General features: G+C 70.1%; 15 protein-coding genes. 11 read left to right on the forward strand and 4 right to left on the reverse strand.

From position 1 onward, the window contains the following. The first annotated feature begins 57 nt into the window (after positions 1-57). The 4 genes from FRANCCI3_RS21810 (at position 58) to folE (ending at position 6,277) form a co-directional block, all read left to right on the forward strand. Positions 58-1,179: a zinc-dependent metalloprotease gene (locus FRANCCI3_RS21810; protein WP_011438666.1), complete on the forward strand. Its 1,122-nt coding sequence runs from the start codon at positions 58-60 to the stop codon at positions 1,177-1,179. Between the two features lie 82 nt (positions 1,180-1,261). After that, positions 1,262-3,049, forward strand: coding sequence for a hypoxanthine phosphoribosyltransferase (hpt, locus tag FRANCCI3_RS21815; RefSeq protein ID WP_011438667.1), 1,788 nt, complete (start codon positions 1,262-1,264; stop codon positions 3,047-3,049). A gap of 235 nt (positions 3,050-3,284) precedes the next feature. Beyond that, entirely contained in the window at positions 3,285-5,546 is a 2,262-nt protein-coding gene (ftsH, locus tag FRANCCI3_RS21820) for an ATP-dependent zinc metalloprotease FtsH (RefSeq protein ID WP_011438668.1), read from the forward strand. Then, the gene (gene folE, locus FRANCCI3_RS21825) at positions 5,543-6,277 is read left to right on the forward strand and encodes a GTP cyclohydrolase I FolE (RefSeq protein WP_035729386.1); all 735 of its coding nucleotides are present in this window, start codon (positions 5,543-5,545) and stop codon (positions 6,275-6,277) included. Before ftsH ends, folE begins: the two co-directional genes overlap by 4 nt. Positions 6,278-6,293: 16 nt before the next feature. On the opposite strand, the gene hisG is transcribed toward folE, so the two are convergent. Together hisG and FRANCCI3_RS21835 are read right to left on the reverse strand one after the other, a co-directional pair. After that, positions 6,294-7,142, reverse strand: coding sequence for an ATP phosphoribosyltransferase (gene hisG / locus FRANCCI3_RS21830; protein WP_035729385.1), 849 nt, complete (start codon positions 7,140-7,142; stop codon positions 6,294-6,296). 40 nt (positions 7,143-7,182) lie between these two features. Beyond that, complete coding sequence (locus FRANCCI3_RS21835) at positions 7,183-7,512, reverse strand: phosphoribosyl-ATP diphosphatase (protein ID WP_241882770.1); 330 nt, start codon at positions 7,510-7,512, stop codon at positions 7,183-7,185. Positions 7,513-7,682: 170 nt separating this feature from the next. Here FRANCCI3_RS21835 and FRANCCI3_RS21840 point away from each other — a divergent pair, with 170 nt between their 5' ends. From FRANCCI3_RS21840 to FRANCCI3_RS21850, 3 genes are all read left to right on the forward strand, one after another. Then, the gene (locus FRANCCI3_RS21840) at positions 7,683-8,477 is read left to right on the forward strand and encodes a Cof-type HAD-IIB family hydrolase (protein WP_011438672.1); all 795 of its coding nucleotides are present in this window, start codon (positions 7,683-7,685) and stop codon (positions 8,475-8,477) included. 292 nt (positions 8,478-8,769) lie between these two features. Then, on the forward strand, positions 8,770-10,338 hold the full coding sequence (locus FRANCCI3_RS21845; protein WP_011438673.1) for a TldD/PmbA family protein: 1,569 nt from the start codon (positions 8,770-8,772) through the stop codon (positions 10,336-10,338). After that, positions 10,335-11,870 carry a metallopeptidase TldD-related protein gene (locus FRANCCI3_RS21850; protein ID WP_011438674.1) on the forward strand — a complete coding sequence of 512 codons (1,536 nt, stop codon included), beginning with the start codon at positions 10,335-10,337 and terminating at the stop codon, positions 11,868-11,870. Before FRANCCI3_RS21845 ends, FRANCCI3_RS21850 begins: the two co-directional genes overlap by 4 nt. Before the next feature lie 128 nt (positions 11,871-11,998). Here the strand turns inward: FRANCCI3_RS21850 and FRANCCI3_RS21855 are convergent, their stop codons facing one another. Both FRANCCI3_RS21855 and FRANCCI3_RS21860 read right to left on the reverse strand, forming a co-directional pair. After that, positions 11,999-12,571, reverse strand: a complete 573-nt coding sequence (locus FRANCCI3_RS21855; protein WP_011438675.1) for a bacterial proteasome activator family protein — start codon at positions 12,569-12,571, stop codon at positions 11,999-12,001. A gap of 81 nt (positions 12,572-12,652) precedes the next feature. Next, positions 12,653-13,645 carry an NAD(P)H-quinone oxidoreductase gene (locus FRANCCI3_RS21860; protein WP_082456674.1) on the reverse strand — a complete coding sequence of 331 codons (993 nt, stop codon included), beginning with the start codon at positions 13,643-13,645 and terminating at the stop codon, positions 12,653-12,655. Positions 13,646-14,559: 914 nt separating this feature from the next. Between FRANCCI3_RS21860 and FRANCCI3_RS21870 the strand changes: the two genes are divergently transcribed. From FRANCCI3_RS21870 to FRANCCI3_RS21885, 4 genes are all read left to right on the forward strand, one after another. Further along, positions 14,560-15,339, forward strand: coding sequence for a SigE family RNA polymerase sigma factor (locus FRANCCI3_RS21870; RefSeq protein ID WP_235463006.1), 780 nt, complete (start codon positions 14,560-14,562; stop codon positions 15,337-15,339). Between the two features lie 658 nt (positions 15,340-15,997). Further along, positions 15,998-16,930 carry a hypothetical protein gene (locus FRANCCI3_RS21875; protein ID WP_023840741.1) on the forward strand — a complete coding sequence of 311 codons (933 nt, stop codon included), beginning with the start codon at positions 15,998-16,000 and terminating at the stop codon, positions 16,928-16,930. A 333-nt stretch (positions 16,931-17,263) separates the two neighbouring features. Beyond that, positions 17,264-17,767, forward strand: coding sequence for a hypothetical protein (locus FRANCCI3_RS21880; RefSeq protein ID WP_232234822.1), 504 nt, complete (start codon positions 17,264-17,266; stop codon positions 17,765-17,767). Beyond that, positions 17,767-18,189, forward strand: coding sequence for a DUF3817 domain-containing protein (locus FRANCCI3_RS21885; RefSeq protein WP_011438681.1), 423 nt, complete (start codon positions 17,767-17,769; stop codon positions 18,187-18,189). The genes FRANCCI3_RS21880 and FRANCCI3_RS21885 overlap by 1 nt, the downstream gene beginning before the upstream one ends. The last annotated feature ends 9 nt before the right edge of the window (positions 18,190-18,198 follow it).

Genomic DNA, 18,198 nt, shown 5'->3' on the forward strand with positions numbered 1-18,198 from the left:
CTCGGCACGGTTCATGATCGGACCCAGACGACGGGCGAGCCCGGTACGCTCGGATTCGTGGACGCCGAGCTGGTCGACTGGGAACTCGCCGTGACGACGGCGAGGAAACTGGTTCGCCCCGGCCCGCAGATCTCGCGGGAGCAGGCCGGCGAGGTCGTCTCGGAGCTGCGGCGACTGGCCGTCGAGGCCGAGCGGCACGTCGAGGACTACACCCGGCTCACTCCCGCCGGGCCGGCCACCCCCATCACCGTGGTGGACCGGCTGGAGTGGGTCCGCTCCAACGTCGCCGGTCTGCGGGTGCTGACCTCCCCGTTGCTGGGCAAACTGTCCGAACAGCAGCGCGGCAACCTCGCCGCGGCGGTCGGTCGGCGGGTCACCGGGGTCCAGATCGGCACAGCCTTGGCCTATCTGGCCGGCAAGGTGCTGGGCCAGTACGAGGTCTTCCTCCCGCCGGAGGAGTACCAGGCCGGGAGGGACGATCCGGGTCCGCCCGACGTGCCGGGGTCGGTCGGGCGCCTCAGCCTGGTCGCGCCGAACATCGCGCACGCCGAGGCGGCCATGGGGGTCGTGCCGCGAGACTTCCGGATGTGGGTATGCCTGCACGAGCAGACCCATCGCAGTCAGTTCACCGCCGTGCCGTGGCTGCGGACCCACCTGGAGTCCGAGATCACCGCGTTCATTGAGGCCACGGACCTCGATCCGGACGTCCTCGCGGACCGCGTCCGCTCGGCGATGAGCGCGCTGCGCGGGGCGGTGTTCGACCGGGAGGCCGACAGCCCGAGCGTCGTGGAGGCGCTGCAGACCCCGGCCCAGCGAGCGGTTCTCGACCGCCTCCAGGCCATCATGACGTTGTTGGAGGGCCACGCCGACCAGGTGATGGACGCGGTGGGGCCGAAGATCGTACCCACCGTCGCCGACATCCGGACGAAGTTCGAGGGTCGCCGCGGCGGGGGATCGCCGATCGACCGGTTCGTCCGCCGGCTCCTCGGTCTCGATCTCAAGCTGCAGCAGTACCGCCAGGGCGGGGCGTTCGTGCGTGCGGTGGTCGCGCAGGCCGGGGTGACGGGTTTCAACACCGTCTGGGAGTCACCGGCGGCGCTGCCGACCCGCGCCGAGCTGGTCGATCCCACCGCCTGGATGCAACGGGTCCTGGGCAGCCGCCCGCCGATCTCGGCGTGAGCACCATGGTCGTCGGGGCCGCGGGGGTCGTCGGGGCCGCCGACTCCCCGGGCTGTTCCACATCCGCCTTCCGGCCGACGCTGTGACCCCACCGATCGCCGGTGAGGACCACACCGGCCATGCCGGCGACGTCCGACCGGGCGATCCGGCTCCGCGCACGGTTCTCTCGTCGAGATCTCCCACTCCCGCGGTCGCGGCAGTCAGGCTGGCGGTTCGCCGCGCGGTCACCGACCTGCCACCCGGCGGACTAGTGCTGGTCGCCTGCTCCGGCGGCCCGGACTCCCTGGCGCTCGCCGCGGCCCTCGCGTTCGTCGCCCCCCGCCGCGCCCTGCGGGCCGGCATGGTCACGGTCGATCATGGCTGGGACACCGGCTCGACCGAACGGGCGGAGCGCGTCGCCCGCCAGGGTCGGGCCCTCGGCCTGGATCCGGTGGAGGTCCTGACCGAGCACACCGCTCGCTCCGAGGGGATCGCCCGACAGGCACGGCGGGCCGCGATCGCGGCGGCCGCCGACCGGCTCGGCGCCCGGGCGGTGCTTCTCGGCCACACGCTGGACGACCAGGCCGAGACGGTGCTGCTGAGGCTCGCGCGGGGCGCGGGCGCCCGCTCCCTCGGGGGGATGTCGGCTGACGACGGCCTGCTTAGCCGGCCACTGCTCGGGATCCGCCGCGCGGACACCAGGGCCGCTTGCCTCGCCGAGGGGCTCGAGGTGTGGGATGACCCGACGAACCGGGACCCAGCGTTCACCCGGTCCCGGGTGCGTCACACGGTCCTGCCAGTGATGGAGACGGAGCTCGGCCCGGGCATCGCCGAGTCGCTGGCGCGCAGTGCCGATCTGCTGCGGGCCGACGCGGACGCCTTGGACGCCATGGCCGCCGAGGTCTACGGCAAGGTCGTCAGGGCTCGTGGCCGGCCGTGCACCGGCGAGGTCGCCTTCGACGTCGCCGCGCTGGCCGGGCTCACCGCGGCGGTCCGCGGTCGGCTGCTGCGCCGGGCGGCCATCGACGTCGGAGCGTCGGCCTCCGCGCTGCGCGCGGAGCACATCTGGGCGGTGGAGGAGCTGGTGACGCGGTGGCGCGGGCAGAAGCCGGTACCGCTTCCCACCGGCGTGCTTGCCCGGCGATGGGAGAACAGGGTCACGCTGACCGGGCCGGTGGTTCCTCCACCGCCGCCAGCCGGCCCCGCCGCCCGACGGTCGGATGCCGCCCGACGGTCGGATGCCGTCACCGCGCCACACATCAAGGAGGACGACCAGGTGAGTCAGACCGCGACGACGACCCCCGACACCGGAGGCGCCCATGACGGCCCCCGGCACAGCCCGCATCCCGACATCGCCGAGGTCCTGGTCAGCTCGGACGAGATCGCCGCGAAGATCGTTGAGCTCGCGGCCAGGGTGGACGCCGACTACGCCGGCCGGGAGATCCTGCTCGTGGGCGTGCTCAAGGGCGCCGTCATGGTCATGGCGGACCTGTCCCGCGCGCTGACGGTCCCGCTGACCATGGAGTTCATGGCGGTCTCCTCGTACGGGTCGTCAACCTCCTCGTCTGGGGTGGTGCGCATCCTCAAGGATCTGGACCGGTCGATCGAGGGCCGGGACGTCCTGGTGGTCGAGGACATCATCGACTCCGGGCTGACCCTGTCCTGGCTGCTGAAGAACCTGCGCTCACGCGGCCCCGCCTCGCTTGAGGTCCTGGCGCTCTTCCGTAAGCCCGAGGCTGTCACCGTGGATGTGGATGTCCGATATGTCGGCTTCGATCTTCCCGGCGCGTTCGTCGTCGGGTACGGCCTTGACTACTCGGAGTACTATCGAACCCTGCCGTTTGTCGGGACCCTCACGCCCGCGGCGATCGAGAGGGGCGCCCCGGCCTGAGCCCGCTGGCCTTCCGCCCGCTCGGATACGCCCTCGGTCACCGCATCCGCCACGAGCGAAACACCGAACACCATCAGACCGCCACGATCGGAACAGCGCGGGCCGCCGATCCGTTGGTCGGATGTACGCGCGGTGAGATGCGCGCACCGGCGGTACCCTCGGCACAAGGGAATCCCGATCGAGGGCAGCACACACGTCAGGAGGGTGGAGCGCTCGTGTCCGGTGCTCCAGACAGATGACTCCAAGAAGAATCTTCCGCGGCTGGGTGCCACTGCTGCTCCTGGTCCTGTTCGTGATCATTCTCACGACGGGCGTCCTCTCGGGTCCCAGTGAGTACGGCAAGCGAGACCTGAACTTCGTCCAGCAGCAGATCGACGAAGGCCAGGTGGCGAAGGCCAAGATCCAGGATTCGAAGCAGCTCATCCAGATCCAGACGAAGGACGGCCAGAAGTTCGAGTCGTCCTATGTCACCGAACAGGGTGTCGTCCTGGCGAACGAGCTCCGCAACAAGCGGGTCGCCTACGACGTCTCGGTCGACCGTGGAAACATCCTGGTCTCGCTCCTGCTGAACCTGCTGCCCGTACTGCTGGTCGTCCTTCTGCTGTTCTTTTTCATGAACCAGATGCAGGGCGGCGGTAACCGGGTCATGAACTTCGGCAAGTCCAAGGCGAAGCTGGTGAGCAAGGACACGCCGAAGACGACGTTCGCCGACGTGGCCGGTGCGGACGAGGCCATCGAGGAGCTCGAGGAGATCAAGGAGTTCCTCGAAAACCCGGGCAAGTTCCAGGCGATCGGAGCCAAGATTCCCAAGGGGGTCCTGCTCTACGGCCCGCCGGGAACCGGCAAGACGCTGCTGGCCCGGGCCGTCGCGGGTGAGGCCGGGGTGCCCTTCTACTCCATCTCGGGTTCCGACTTCGTCGAGATGTTCGTCGGTGTCGGCGCCAGCCGGGTTCGCGACCTGTTCGAACAGGCCAAGGCCAACGCGCCCGCCATCATCTTCGTTGACGAGATCGACGCCGTGGGCCGCCACCGCGGAGCGGGACTCGGCGGTGGCCACGACGAGCGGGAGCAGACGCTCAACCAGCTCCTGGTCGAGATGGACGGGTTCGACGTCAAGGGCGGGGTCATCCTCATCGCCGCGACGAACCGGCCCGACATCCTCGACCCGGCCCTGCTGCGGCCCGGCCGCTTCGACCGGCAGATCGTCGTGGATCGGCCGGACCTGCTCGGCCGCGAGGCCATCCTGCGGGTGCACGCCAAGGGCAAGCCGATCGGCCCGGACGCCGACATGATGGTCATCGCCCGGCGGACCCCCGGGTTCACCGGTGCCGATCTGGCCAACGTACTGAACGAGGCAGCCCTGCTGGCCGCCCGCTCCAACCTGAAATTCATCTCGTCGGCGCTGCTCGAGGAGTCCATCGACCGCGTGATGGCGGGACCGGAGCGCAAGACCCGCGCGATGAGCGACAAGGAGAAGAAGCGCATCGCTTACCACGAGGGCGGCCACGCCCTCGTGGCGCACGCGCTGCCCAACTCCGACCCGGTGCACAAGGTGACCATCCTGCCCCGGGGGCGCGCGCTCGGGTACACGATGCAGCTTCCCCTGGAGGACAAGTACCTCTCGACCCGCTCGGAGATGCTCGACCGCCTCGCCGTCCTGCTCGGCGGGCGCACCGCCGAGGAGCTGGTGTTCCACGACCCGACCACGGGGGCGAGCGACGACATCGAGAAGGCCACCCAGATCTCGCGAGCAATGATCACCCAGTACGGGATGAGCGACAAGCTCGGCGCGATCAAGTTCGGCACCGAGAACAGCGAGGTCTTCCTCGGCAAGGAGGTCGGCCACCAACGCGACTACTCCGAAGAGGTCGCCAGTGAGATCGACATCGAGGTGCGCCGGCTGATCGAGGCCGCACACGACGAGGCCTGGGAGATCCTGGTGACCTACCGGGACGTACTGGACAACCTCGTGTTGCGGCTGATGGACACCGAGACGCTGAGCAAGGACGAGGTCGCCGAGGTCTTCGCGACGGTCCAGAAACGCCCCGTGCGTGGCATCTACACCGGGGTGGGGCGTCGCGTCCCCTCCGACCGGCCACCGGTGCAGACCCCGGCCGAGCTCGGCCTGCTGACGGCGGATGTCGCCGACCTGGTGAACGACCCGGGCCACGGTAATGGTGCCGCCGGACGCGGACCGGGCGGCAACGGAACCGGGGGCAACAGGGCCGGCGGTCACGGTCAGCCCGCCGGCGTGCCGGGGGCACCAGCGGGCTCGGGCCCCGGGGTCGACCCGTCCGGTCCGGGCGGGGGCGTACCGCACGGCACGGATGTCGGTGGTCCGGGTGGGAATGGCAGCCCCGGGGGGCACGGTTATCCCCAGGGCCAGGGCACGCCGGCGCCCCCCGGAGGCGAGGGTCCGGCCCATGACGGGCCGAGGATCGCCAACCCGTGGGCCCCGCCAAGCTGGCCGAGCGACGACGAGAGGAGACGCCGTTGACGTCTTATTCCGACGAGGCGTCCACTGCCGCGGGCGAACGACGAAGTGAATCATCTCCCGCGGCGGAGGCCCCAGGAATGGACGGTTTCGGCATCCCGGACCCCGACGGCGACGGACCGGCTGCGTCAACCCTGGCGCCGGGCAATGGCAGGCCGCGGCAGGTCCGTCCCTTCGACCACGACCGAGTCGCACGCGCGGTTCGTGAGCTACTGATCGGGATCGGCGAGGACCCGGACCGCGAGGGTCTTCGCAAGACCCCGGACCGGGTCGCGCGGGCGTACCGGGAAGCCGTCGAGGGTCTTGGCCGGGATCCCTCCGAGGTCCTGACCACCGTCTTCGATGAGGGTCACGACGAGATGGTGCTGGTCCGCGACATCGATTTCTCATCGCTGTGCGAACATCATCTGGTCGTGTTCTCCGGCAAGGCGCACGTCGCCTACATCCCCAACAGCAAGGGCCAGATCACGGGCCTGTCGAAGCTTGCCCGGCTGGTCGACCTCTACTCCCGTCGTCCGCAGGTCCAGGAACGGCTGACCTCGCAGATCGCGGACGCCCTCGTCGAGGTGCTCGACCCGCGCGGAGTGATGGTCGTCATCGAGGCGGAGCACCTGTGCATGTCGATGCGCGGTGTGCGCAAGCCCGGGGCCACCACGGTGACATCCGCGGTGCGTGGCCAGTTCCTCAGCACCGCTACCCGCAACGAGGGCATGTCGCTCATCCTGCACAGGTAGCTCCGGGTGGCAGGGATTACAGGCGGCAGGCCTGAATCCCGGAGACGAGGATGCCCCGGGCACCCAGCTCCCAGAGGTCGTCCATCATGCGGTTGACCTCGGCGCGCAGCACCATCGCCCGCACCGCGACCCAGTCCTCGCGCTGCAACGGAGAGATCGTCGGGGACTCGTAGCCCGGCGTGATCTCGCATGCCTTGTCGAGCACGGCCGTCGGAACGTCGTAGTCCATCATCACGTACCGCCGGGCGACCAGAACCCCCTGGATCCGGCGCAGCAGACGCTCATGCGAAGGGGACAGGTCCGCGCCTCTCTTGGCGATCACGATGGCCTCCGAGCGCAGGACCGGCTCGCCGAGCAGCTCCAGACCCGCGGCCTTGAGCGTACGGCCGGTCTCGACCACGTCGGCGACCGCGTCCGCGACACCGAGCCGCACCGCCGTCTCGACCGCACCATCCAGAGTCACGATGTCACCCGGGGTGACCCCCCGGCCGGCAAGGTCGGCTCGGACCAGCGCGGGGAACGACGTCGCGATCCGCTTGCCGGCGAGCTCCGTGATGTCCGCGAGCGTCCCCTCCGGAGAGGCGTAACGAAACGTGGCGAACCCGTATCCAAGCGGAACGAGCTCCTCGGCGGCGGCACTGCTGTCGAGGAGGAGATCACGCCCGGTGATGCCAAGATCGAGACGACCCGACCCGACGTAGACAGCGATATCCCGAGGGCGCAGGAAGAAGAACTCGATGTCGTTCTCGACGTCGGCGATCACCAGCTCGCTCCCCTCGCGCCGCGCGAGGTAGCCGGCATCGGAGAGCAACTGACCGGAGGCGGCCGACAACGCCCCCTTGTTCGGAACCGCGATACGAAGCATCATCACTACTCAGCGTCTACGAGAAAGGGCAGGACATCGATCACAGATGGGAGTATACGTCGTCCAGCGAAAGGCCTAGAGAAATCATCAGCAGCTGACTCCAGTAGAGCAACTGGGAGATCTCCTCGGCGGCCCTTCCCCGGCCTTCGTGCTCGGCCGCCATCCACGCTTCAGCGGCCTCCTCGACCAGTTTCTTGCCCAGATGGTGGACGCCCTGATCGAGCGCGGCGACAGTTCCCGAGCCGGGTGTCCGACGCCGCCATTTCTCGGCAAGCTCGACGAAGAGTTCGTCGAATGTTTTCAGGTTGGATACATTCGACGAATCGGATGCGCCGACGGATGGCACGGCGGACCGATCGGCAGGGAGCATGCTCGGCATGCTACCCGTCACCGGGCGGACAACCTCCGCGCCGCGGGCCCGCGGTGCGGAGCGGCACACGACGACCACAGACACGCGCTCCGCGGCCAGCCGGCAAGCCGATGCGACGGAGTCCCTGCACCGGAGTCCCTGCACCGGCCGCCATGTTGCTGGTTGACTTGATGACTGTGCTTCCGCCCGCGATCGTCGCCACCGACCTGGACGGGACGCTGATCCGCAGCGACGGCACGGTGTCCGAACGCACCCGCGGGGCGTTGCGCCGGGTGGAACGCGCCGGGGCGACCGTGGTGTTCGTGACGGGACGACCCAGTCGGGTGATGGCCGGCGTCGTCGCCCAGACCGAGGTCTCCGGGCTCGCGATCTGCGCGAACGGCGCGCTGGTCTTCGATCTCGACTCCGGCGAGCCGGTCAGCCAGCGCTGTCTGGAATCGGCCACGGCCCTGCGGCTGGCGGCGGCGATCCGCGCCGCGGTTCCCGACGCGGTGTTCGCGGTCGAGAGCGGCGTGCGCTTCGGCCGGGAACCCGCCTTCGAGGCGATGTGGCCGGATCCCAAGGAGATCGTCGCGGAGTTCTCGGAGCTGCTGGGCGTCCTGCCGGCGACGAAACTGCTTGTCCGGCGGGGGGGCGCTCCGTTCACGGAAGTGTACGACGCCATCGTCGAACTCGCCGGGGTGGACGCCGTCGTCACAACCTCCAGCGCGGACCTTCTCGAGATCGCGGGGCCGGGGGTGTCGAAGGCGGTGGCACTGGCTGAACTCGCCGCCGGGCGGGGGGTGGTCGCCGCCGACGTCATCGCGTTCGGAGATATGCCGAACGATCTACCGATGTTCGCCTGGGCCGGATACGCGGTCGCCGTCGCGAATGCCCATCCCGAAGTACTGGCCGCCGCCGACGAGATCACCGTGTCGAATGATGAGGACGGGGTCGCGATCGTCCTGGAGCGGCTTTTCCCATAACCACGATGATCTTCCTGGGCATTCCGGTCCGTCCCGATCACGATCGGGCCGCATACCGGGCCGGATACTCTCCACGAATACCCTCCGGACGGTTCCCGGTCGACGACGGGGATTCCCGGTGGACCGCCGCGTTGATACCTGCCCGGCCGGATCCGGACACGCATCGCCTCCCGGTCTCGCGCTCCCAGCGCGTCCGCATGCACAGCGTCCGCATGCACAGCGTCCGCATGCCGCCCCGACACCCGGGCATGCCGCCCCGACACCCGTCGCACAGACGGGCCAGGATAGGGACATGGCACCCCTCGTCCAGGACTCGGCCTCATCCGGGCTGCCGGCTCACGAGATCGACGGCGAGTTCCTCGCGCTGCCGCGCACCGCACTCGCCGACGCGGCTCTGCAGACCGCACGTGATCTCGGCGCGACGCACGCCGACATCCGCGTCGAACGGCTCAAGGACTCCTCGCTGTCGTTCCGCGACGCCTCGCTGGAAAGTCGCCATGAAGGCGCGACGCTGGGCTTGGCTGTCCGGGTGGTGCACGGCGGCACCTGGGGTTTCGCCGCCGGCGTCGACCTGACGACGGACGAGGCGGCGCGGCTGGCCCGCGAAGCCGTCGAGATGGCCCGAGTCGCCGCCCCGCTCAACTCCGAACCAGTCGAACTCGCCGCGGAACCGACCCACACCGACGCGGTCTGGGTCTCGGCCTACGCGACCGATCCGTTCGCGGTCGACGCCCGGGACCGGGTCGAACGGGTCGGCGGCCTGTGTCGGACGCTGTTCGCGGCGCACGATGTCGACCATGTCGACGGCCGGTTCAGCGCGGTGATGGAGAACAAGTACTACGCCGACCTGACCGGGACCACGACGACACAGCAACGGGTGCGGGTGATCTGCCAGATCGAGGCGACCCGGGTCGATCCCGCGGGCGGCTTCGAGTCGATGCGCACGATCGCCCCGCCCGTCGGTCGAGGCTGGGAGTGGCTGGTGGCGGGCCCCGCGGCCGGCTGCTGGGACTGGGAGAGCGAGATCGATCTGATCCCGGGTCTGCTCGCCGAGAAGTCCAGGGCCTCCTCAGTCGAACCAGGGCCGTACGACCTGGTCATCGACCCGTCGAACCTGTGGCTGACGATCCACGAGTCGATCGGGCACGCCACCGAGCTCGACCGGGCGCTCGGCTACGAGGCCGCCTACGCCGGTACCTCCTTCGTCACCCTCGACCAGCTGGGCACGCTGCGGTACGGCTCCCCGGCGATGACCGTCACCGGGGACCGCACCGCCCTGCACGGGCTCGCGACCATCGGCTACGACGACGAGGGCGTGCAGACCCGCCGGTTCGACATCGTCCGCGACGGCCAGTTCGTCGGCTATCAGCTCGACCGGGCGATGGCGGCCCGCAATGCCGCCGTGCTCGGGGGCGACCGCTCCAATGGCTGCGCGTTCGCCGACTCCCCCGCCCATGTGCCGATCCAGCGGATGGCGAACGTCTCCCTGCTCCCGGCGCCCGGCGGCCCGTCGACCGAGGAGCTGATCAGCCGGGTCGACCGCGGCATCTACGTCGTCGGGGACAAGAGCTGGTCGATCGACATGCAGCGGTACAACTTCCAGTTCACCGGCCAGCGGTTTTACGAGATCCGCGCTGGTCGCATCGTCGGCCAGCTCCGCGACGTCGCCTACCAGGCGACGACGACCGACTTCTGGGGATCCCTGGAGGCCGTGGGAGGCCCCGAGACCTACGTGCTGGGCGGTGCGTTCAACTGCGGCAAGGGCCAACCCGGCCAGGTCGCGGCCGTCAGCCACGGCTGCCCGTCGGCTCTGTTCCGCGCCACCAACATTCTCAATGCTCGCCGAGAGGCCGGTCGATGAGCCGGCCGGCCGGACCGCAACCAGCCTCAGCCGACGGAGGAAGCACGGTGCGCGAGACCGCCCATGAGATCGTCGAACGCGCCCTGGGCCTGTCGAAGGCGGACGGCTGCGTAGTGATCGCCACCGAGTCCAGCGCGGTGAACCTGCGCTGGGCCAACAACACGTTGACGACCAACGGCGCCAGCCGGGATCGGTCGATCACCGTCATCAGCGTCATCGGCCGCTCGTTCGGGGTGCGGACGGCCTCCACCATCGACTCCCCCGGTTCCGGCGGCCACCCCACCGCGCGTCCCACCGACCTGCCGCATCCCACCGATGCCGACGGCCTCGCGGAACTCGTCCGCGCCGCCGAGGACGCGGCCCGGGACGCCGAGGATGCCGAGGACTACACGGACCTGCTCGGGCTGGACACGACGGACGTCGGCGCGGGTGCGGGGTCGGCGGGTGCGGGGTCGGCGGGTGACGCGGCCGAGGCCTTCACCGATCCGGCCGCCCGGACCAGCACCACGGTGTTCGCCTCCTTCGCCCGGGACCTCGCGGAGGCGTTCGCCGCGGCGCGGGCGGGCGGGCGGCGGTTGTTCGGCTTCGCCGAGCACAATCTGACCACCACGTGGCTCGGGACGTCGACGGGGCTGCGGCTGCGGTACAGCCAGCCGACCGGCAGCGTGGAGTGGAACGCCAAGAGCGGCGTTCCCGGCGGCTCGGTCTGGCACGGCCAGTCGACCCGTGACTTCACCGACGTCGACGTCGCGGGTACCGACGCGGCGCTGCGCGACCGGCTGGCCTGGTGCGAACGGTCGCTGGAACTGCCGGCCGGCCGGTACGAGACGCTGCTGCCGCCCTCCGCGGTGGCGGATTTGATGATCTACATGTACTGGACGGCTGCCGGTCGGGACGCGGCCGAGGGCCGGACGGTCTTCAGCCGGGCCGGCGGCGGCACGCGTCTCGGCGAGGCGATCGGACCGGCGGGACTGCGGCTGGCCAGCGATCCGCACGACCCGGAACTCGCGACGACCACCTTCGTGACCGCGCAGTCCTCCTCGTCGATGTCCAGCGTCTTCGACAACGGACTGGCGCTGAGGCCCACCGACTGGATCTCGGATGGCACCCTCGCCGCCCTCGTGGAGACCCGTGCGTCCGCCCGTGCCACCGGGGTCCCGACCACCCCGATGATCGACAATCTGATCCTGGACGGCGGAGGCTCCGCGTCGTTGCAGGAGATGATCGCCTCGACGAAACGCGGGCTCCTGCTCACCAGCCTGTGGTATATCCGCGAAGTCGATCCCGAGGTGCTCCTGCTCACCGGCCTCACCCGGGACGGGGTCTACCTGGTGGAGAACGGTGAGGTCACCGGGGCCGTCAACAACTTCCGCTTCAACGAGTCACCGGTCGACCTGCTCGGCCGCCTGGCCGAGATCGGCGCCACCACCCGCACCATGGCGCGGGAATGGGCGGACTGGTTCACGCTCACCCGCATGCCCGCGGTACGGATCCCCGACTTCAACATGTCCTCGGTCAGCCCGGCGAACTGACCGCCGGCCGGGCCGGGGGCATCGAACCATCGATGGTGAACCGCGAGCAGCCATGGCTCCCGGTTCACCATCGCGGGTCGATTCGGGGACGGGTCGATTCGGGGACGGGTCAATGAAAAACGGGTCAGTCAGAGGTAGGCCCCGCGGCCGAACGTCTCGCTGCCGGGCTGCTGCCCGCTCGGCAGGGCCCGTCGGCGCATCTCCTCGAGTTGAGCCTTGGCGGCCATCTGTTGGGCGAACAGCGCGGTCTGCAGGCCGTGGAACAGACCCTCGAGCCAGCCGACCAGTTGTGCCTGGGCGATTCGCAGCTCGGCGTCCGACGGCGTGCGCTCCTCGTCGAACGGCAGCGACAGCCGATCGAGTTCCGAGCGCAGGTCCGGGGCAAGCCCGTCGGAGAGCTCCTGGATGGAACTGCGGTGGATCTCGCGCAGCCGGACTCGGCTCGCGTCGTCCAGCGGGGCGGCCCGGACCTCCTCGAGCAGCTGTTTGATCATGGTACCGATGCGCATCACCTTGTCGGGCTGGGAGACCAGCGCGGCGATGGGGTTGCCGCCGTCCAGCTCCTCCGCGGCCTGCGGCGCCTGGCCACCGTCCGGGGCCAGCGGCCGCACCGGCCGGTCGGGTACCCCCGAGTCCGCGGTCTCGTGCAGCGCGCCGTCAGGCCCGACGACCACGACGCGGGGTTCCGGTTGATCCGTCATGCCCCCTATCCTGCCCCGTGATCCGCCTCCCACGGCACTGGCTTCGCCTCCACGGTCACGCCGGGTGTCACCCATCGAGGGTCATTCCGGGATCGTGAGTACCACCTTTCCGACATGTCCGAAATCAGCCACATGCTGGTGCGCCCGCGCGACCTCGGTGATCGACAGCACCCGATCGATGACCGGCCGGATCGCCCCCGCCTCGATCGCCGGCCAGAAGTCGCCGCGGACACCGGTCACGATGTCGGCCTTCTCCTCGACCGGCCGCCCGCGCAGCGACGCGGCGTGGACCGCCGCCCGCTTGGTGAGCAGGGCGCCGAGGTTGAGCTCCCCTTTCACCCCGCCCTGCAGGCCGATGACGACCAGACGGCCTCCCACGGCCAGCACGGCGACGTTGCGGGCGAGATACGCCGCACCCATGTTGTCGAGGATGACGTCCGCCCCATGGCCGTCGGTGGCCTCGCGGATCCTGGCGACGAAGTCGTCGTCACGGTAGGAGACCGCGATGTGGGCGCCGAGCTCCCGCACCCTGGCCAGTTTGGCCGCGGTGCCGGCGGTGGTCGCGACCAGCGCGTTCGGACGCAGCGCGCGGACCGCCTGGAGCGCGAAGGTCCCGATGCCGGACGCCCCGCCGTGCACGAGGAAGACCTCGCGGTCACGCAGACCGGCGATGCCGAACACCGTGGAGTACACCGTGCAGGCGACCTCGGGCAGAGCGGCCGCCGTGATGAGGTCGACCCCGGCCGGGACCGGCAGCACCTGGCCGACCGGCACGTTCACCCGACTCGCGTAGCCGCCCCCACTGAGCAGCGCGCACACCTCGGCCCCGACCTCAACCCGGTCCACGCCGGCGCCGAGAACCGCCACCCGCCCGGAGCACTCCATCCCGATGATCTCAGAGGCACCGGGCGGCGGCGGGTAGAAACCTTGCCGCTGGAGCAGGTCCGCGCGGTTCACCGCCGTCGCGACCACCTCCAGGGTAACCTCGCCCGGCCCCGGGGCAGGAGGGTCCGCCACCGTCGACCACGTCATGACCTCGGGCCCACCGGGCGCTTTCACCGTCACAGCATGCATCCGTCACACGCTACGGCTCCTCGGCACGCGATGCCGCGGCATCATCCGGCGTGCGGGCATGTTCATGCCGCGGCCGTACGGATGTTCCGGTGGGGTGGACGGACGCCGGCTCGGGCCTCAGACCGGCTCGGGCTCCGGTTGGGGTGCGCCGGGAACCGGCTCGGTGTACGGGGAGGGCTCGTGCGGAGCCGGCGGCAGGTCAGGAGCGTCGGGCAGGAGCGGGCCGGGATCATCCGGGATCGGGGTGTCCGGATCGAGCGGGGGCGGGGGACTCGGGCGATGGGGACGGACGGCCTCGGGCATCACGACAGACGGGGCAACCAGACCAGACCGGGTAAACAGACCAGACCGGGCGGACAGGGCAGCCGGACCAGACAGGGCAGACATAGATTTCGCCGTACCCGGCGGGCGTCGCGGCGGAAACATCGTCCTAGCATCCCATGTCGGCGGCTCGTCCCTCGCCGCGGCCTGGTCGCCGGTCACCCCGCTGGACCGGCGTCGCGCATCCGTGCGCCGCCCCGTCATCGCGGCTGTCCCGTCCGGATCTCGGTTCATCGGCTCGCATCTCCGATCCTATGCCGTCAAGTCCTATGCCCCTATGTCCTATAATGTGGCTGCCTCGGCCGGTCCGAGACGGGTTTGCCCCCGTGGCCGATGTCAACGCGCGCCAGGACCATCACCATGTGTGGCCAGCCCGACATCATCGGACCGAGGGTAAAGCCACTGCTTCGAGCGTATTAACAGTGACCGCCCCACTCGGCATCCAGGTACCACGACGCATACCCGATCGAGTCGCTACCGTCATATGCATATCGCCCTGAACTCATGGTTCTCTGCAACCAGTGACAGACGACCACAGCATCGGCTGTCCGGCCGGCGCCGCGGACGCGCCGGCCTCGACGGGCCCGGGGAGCGTGCCAGTGGAAGCGGTCGCGGCCGACGACGAGCCCGAACATCCCCATACCCAGGCGGAGTTTCATGCCTTCTTCGAGAGACATCACCGCGAGCTGAGCCGGTTTGCGTATCTCCTGACCGGCGATCACGACGTCGCGGACGACATCACCGCGGACGCCCTGACGGCCGCCTGGTCCGCCTGGGACCGGGTCCGCTCCGCGGACCTTCCACTGGCGTATGTCCGGCGGATCGTCGCCAACCTGGCGGCCGACCGGGTCCGGAAGGTCGTCCGCGAGCGACGCGGGCTGCTCTTCCTTGGTCAGCGAGCCGACCAGTCGGCGCGGATACCCGATCTCCCCGCGGTCATGGATCTGCGCTCCGCGCTGATGACACTGCCGCCAGGCAAACGTGCCTGTGTCGTGCTCCGCTACGCCTTCGACCTGTCGGAGATCGAGACGGCTCGCACGCTGGGTATCTCTGTCGGCACGGTGAAGAGCCAGACCGCCAAGGGAGTCGCCGAACTGGAGCGGATTCTCCAGAACACCGAGCTGCCGCCGGCCGGTGCCGCGGAGGTGGCGAGGCCACAGGTATCGTCCGGTCGGCCGGGCACATCACGCGGCGCCACATCCCGATCGGGCAGTTCCCGGATGAATGGCTCCCGGTCGGGCTCGGGTCGCCTGGGACGGCGGCGGGGCAGTGGTCAGTCCGGCAAACCGGCGGGTCCGAGCCCGTCGGCGTTCGCCCGCCTCGGCCGCGTCAAGCTATGGCCCTGGTGGCAGCAGCGAGTCGGCGAGGCATAGATGACGCAGAAGGCGCCCGGGGTTCCAGGAGCTCGATCATGATGCGCAGGGTGGCGCGGCAGCGCGGCGCGGCGAGCCTCCGGCCGATTGCCGTCCCTCCACTCCGGAGACGGGTGACCGCGTGATCAGCGACCACGGAACAGGCGACCGCGAAACCAGCAGCCCGAGCGCGGATGGTCGAGGGTCAGCCGATCGCGTCGGCGAGTTCCGCGGCGGCGACGGTCATGGCGGCGGCCTGGGGGAGCTTCCGTTCCCCGACCGACTCCGCGGCATGCTGAGCGCCGAGATGGGCCGGCACCACCCCGACTCCGATCGCATCCGCGGACGTGTCGCGGCGGCGGTCGATGCTCCCCTGAGCAGCACGATCATCCGCCCCCTCGGCCCGATCGGACCTGTCGGCCCGAGCGGTCCACTCAGCGCTAACGGACCACTCAGACCGCTTGGTTCGATCGGCTCCGGCACCCGGACCGGGGATGGGCGGATCATCACCCGGCAGCACCGCCTGGGCCGTACCGTCGCGAAGACCCCATCGAGCCGACGGCGCCGATCCAGCCGGTCCACCAGCCCCGACCGGCTCCCCCGGTCCCACCACTGGCCCCGTTCCCGGCGGCGCTCGGTCGCCCGACGCGGCACGATCACGGGGGCACTACTCGCCATCATGAGCATCACGGCCCTGACGGCCCTGGCCCTGCTGGGGCCGTCGGGATCGAACTCCCCGGCTCCGCCCACAACGACCGTCACGGCAAAGCCGCGGCCGTCCGCCACGCTGGTCACGACGTCTCCGGTCGTACGGACGCCGGTCACGTCGCCCCAGGCCACTGCGGCGGTTCCACCGGAACCGGCCAGGTCGAGCCCCGCCGGAACATCCGGGGTCAGCGCCGCCGTCCCGGACGCGACGAGCGATGCGAGCGCCGCACGGAGGTCCGCCGGCCCGGACCCGGCGGACCCGGGGTCCGCGAGCGGTGGCGGCGGCGCACCGTCACCGTCCGCGGGACCGTCCACAGGACCGTCCGCGAACCATGGTGACAGCAGATCCTCCCTGCCCGGCGGAACGTTCGCGGGCCTCGGCGGCGGGATCTACACCAGCACCGTCGCCCCCTTCCCCAGTGGATCACGGGTACGGCTTCCGGGCCCCGGCACTCTCGACTGGGTGCTGTTCGGGGGCTCGTGGGACGGTGTGCAGAACCGGGCCGCCATCGTGATGCCGCTGATCGACACCGGCACCCTGCTGGGCACGTCCGTGCCGTCATCCTCGGGATTCGACTGGACGGAGGGCACACCGGTCGCGACCGGTGTGGATGACACCGACCGGCTGTCCCTGCAGGGCTCGGCCCGGCTGACGGTCTTCGTCTCGCAGTCTCCGCTCACCCTGGACGTCCTCCTCGGATCCGGTTCCGGGCGGGTGCAGATCATCGTCACCTCCATCGGCGGCACGCAGACCTTCACCCAGACCCTGCCTTCACCGATCGCCGACGGCTCGGCCGATGGAGTGGTGAGCATCGGGCTGCCTGCCGGAATCGGCACGACGTCGGTCACCATCTCCAGCGGGGGCACATCGGGTTGGACGCTGGCGGCCGCAGTCCTGCGCTGACGGCGCGGGTCTGCGCCGGTTACGGGGGTCTGCACTTGACCATGCGGAACCACAGGCAACCATGCGGAAGAAAAATCTTCACAACGACGGCAACCAATCAACCTCCGTCGGACGACTGACAGATGAACGCCATACCGGCCCCCCGCGCCAGGAGGTCCGGCGGTGTTTCGGCCCGTTCGCTCCCCGGCTAACCCCCCCAGCCCGGCGGACGGGTCGCCAAGCGGCCGTCGACGGCGGCACGCGGGCTGGCCGGCCCGGCCAAGGTCGGCCAGCCCCTCGCGACCTCTCCCACGCCACCCGGCGCCCCGGTCCGAGTGTGAGTCCGGTCCGAGTGTGAGTCCGGTCGCGGGAAGGTGCCACGCGCCCTACGCCGACCGGCCGGGGAGAGGTAGCGTCAACCTCGTGCGTCGGCTGCTGTTGTCACCCTCGTGGATCGCGCGTCATCTCCTCGCGCTCCTCTTGATCGCATTCTTCATCCGCATGGGCATCTGGCAGCTGACGAAGGGCGAATCCCCGCAGGGATCGCTGCAAAACCTCTTCTACGGGGTCGAGTGGCCTGTCTTCGCCGCCTTCGTCGTGTACTGGTGGGTGAAGATGATGAAGGAGGATCTGGCACCCAAGGACACCACCGGGCCGCGGTGGGGTGCCCACGGCCGGATCGCCCCCGAGGCGCCCTGGCGACCGGATCTCGACAGGGGCCCCAAAATGCTGACGACCGGCGGCGCCGAGCAGTCCGCCGAGGACGACGAACTCGACGCCTACAACCGCTATCTCGCCTCACTGTACGAGCGTGACGCCCTTCGGGACGCCCTCAAGCACATCAACGGAGCCCGCTGATGACGGCATTGCCCGACCCCACCCGTACGGCCACCACAGGACGTGCCTCCGCGACAGCGATTCGCGCGTCCCTGCTGCGGTACCGGGCCATCGCCTACATCGTCGGCGTAGGGCTAATCGTGCTGGTGTGCATCGGTATGCCGGTGAAGTACATCGGCGGCAGCGACACGATCGTCGCGGCCGTCGGCCCGATCCACGGTGTGCTGTACATGGTGTACCTTGCCGCTTCCTTCGATCTGGCGAACCGTTGCCGGCTGTCCTCGACCCGGACAATCCTGATCATGCTTGCCGGCACCATCCCGTTCCTGTCGTTCTTCGCCGAGCGGCGGGTCACGTTCCTTGTGCGGGAGAGCCAGCTGTCCGCCGCCGCGGCTCCGGTCGGCCCGGCCACCGGGCCCACGAAGTCCGCGAAGCCCGCGTAGCACGCGCAG

Source organism: Frankia casuarinae (genome assembly GCF_000013345.1).
Classification (GTDB): Bacteria; Actinomycetota; Actinomycetes; order Frankiales; family Frankiaceae; genus Frankia; species Frankia casuarinae.

Coding starts and splice junctions, on each gene's coding strand:
- FRANCCI3_RS21850 (WP_011438674.1), top strand. CDS start 10,335: ATGAGCCGGCCGGCCGGACCGCAACCAGCCTCAGCCGACGGAGGAAGC.
- FRANCCI3_RS21855 (WP_011438675.1), bottom strand. CDS start 12,571: ATGACGGATCAACCGGAACCCCGCGTCGTGGTCGTCGGGCCTGACGGC.
- hisG (WP_035729385.1), bottom strand. CDS start 7,142: ATGCTTCGTATCGCGGTTCCGAACAAGGGGGCGTTGTCGGCCGCCTCC.
- FRANCCI3_RS21845 (WP_011438673.1), top strand. CDS start 8,770: ATGGCACCCCTCGTCCAGGACTCGGCCTCATCCGGGCTGCCGGCTCAC.
- ftsH (WP_011438668.1), top strand. CDS start 3,285: ATGACTCCAAGAAGAATCTTCCGCGGCTGGGTGCCACTGCTGCTCCTG.
- FRANCCI3_RS21860 (WP_082456674.1), bottom strand. CDS start 13,645: ATGCATGCTGTGACGGTGAAAGCGCCCGGTGGGCCCGAGGTCATGACG.
- FRANCCI3_RS21875 (WP_023840741.1), top strand. CDS start 15,998: ATGAGCATCACGGCCCTGACGGCCCTGGCCCTGCTGGGGCCGTCGGGA.
- FRANCCI3_RS21840 (WP_011438672.1), top strand. CDS start 7,683: ATGACTGTGCTTCCGCCCGCGATCGTCGCCACCGACCTGGACGGGACG.
- FRANCCI3_RS21885 (WP_011438681.1), top strand. CDS start 17,767: ATGACGGCATTGCCCGACCCCACCCGTACGGCCACCACAGGACGTGCC.
- FRANCCI3_RS21835 (WP_241882770.1), bottom strand. CDS start 7,512: ATGCTCCCTGCCGATCGGTCCGCCGTGCCATCCGTCGGCGCATCCGAT.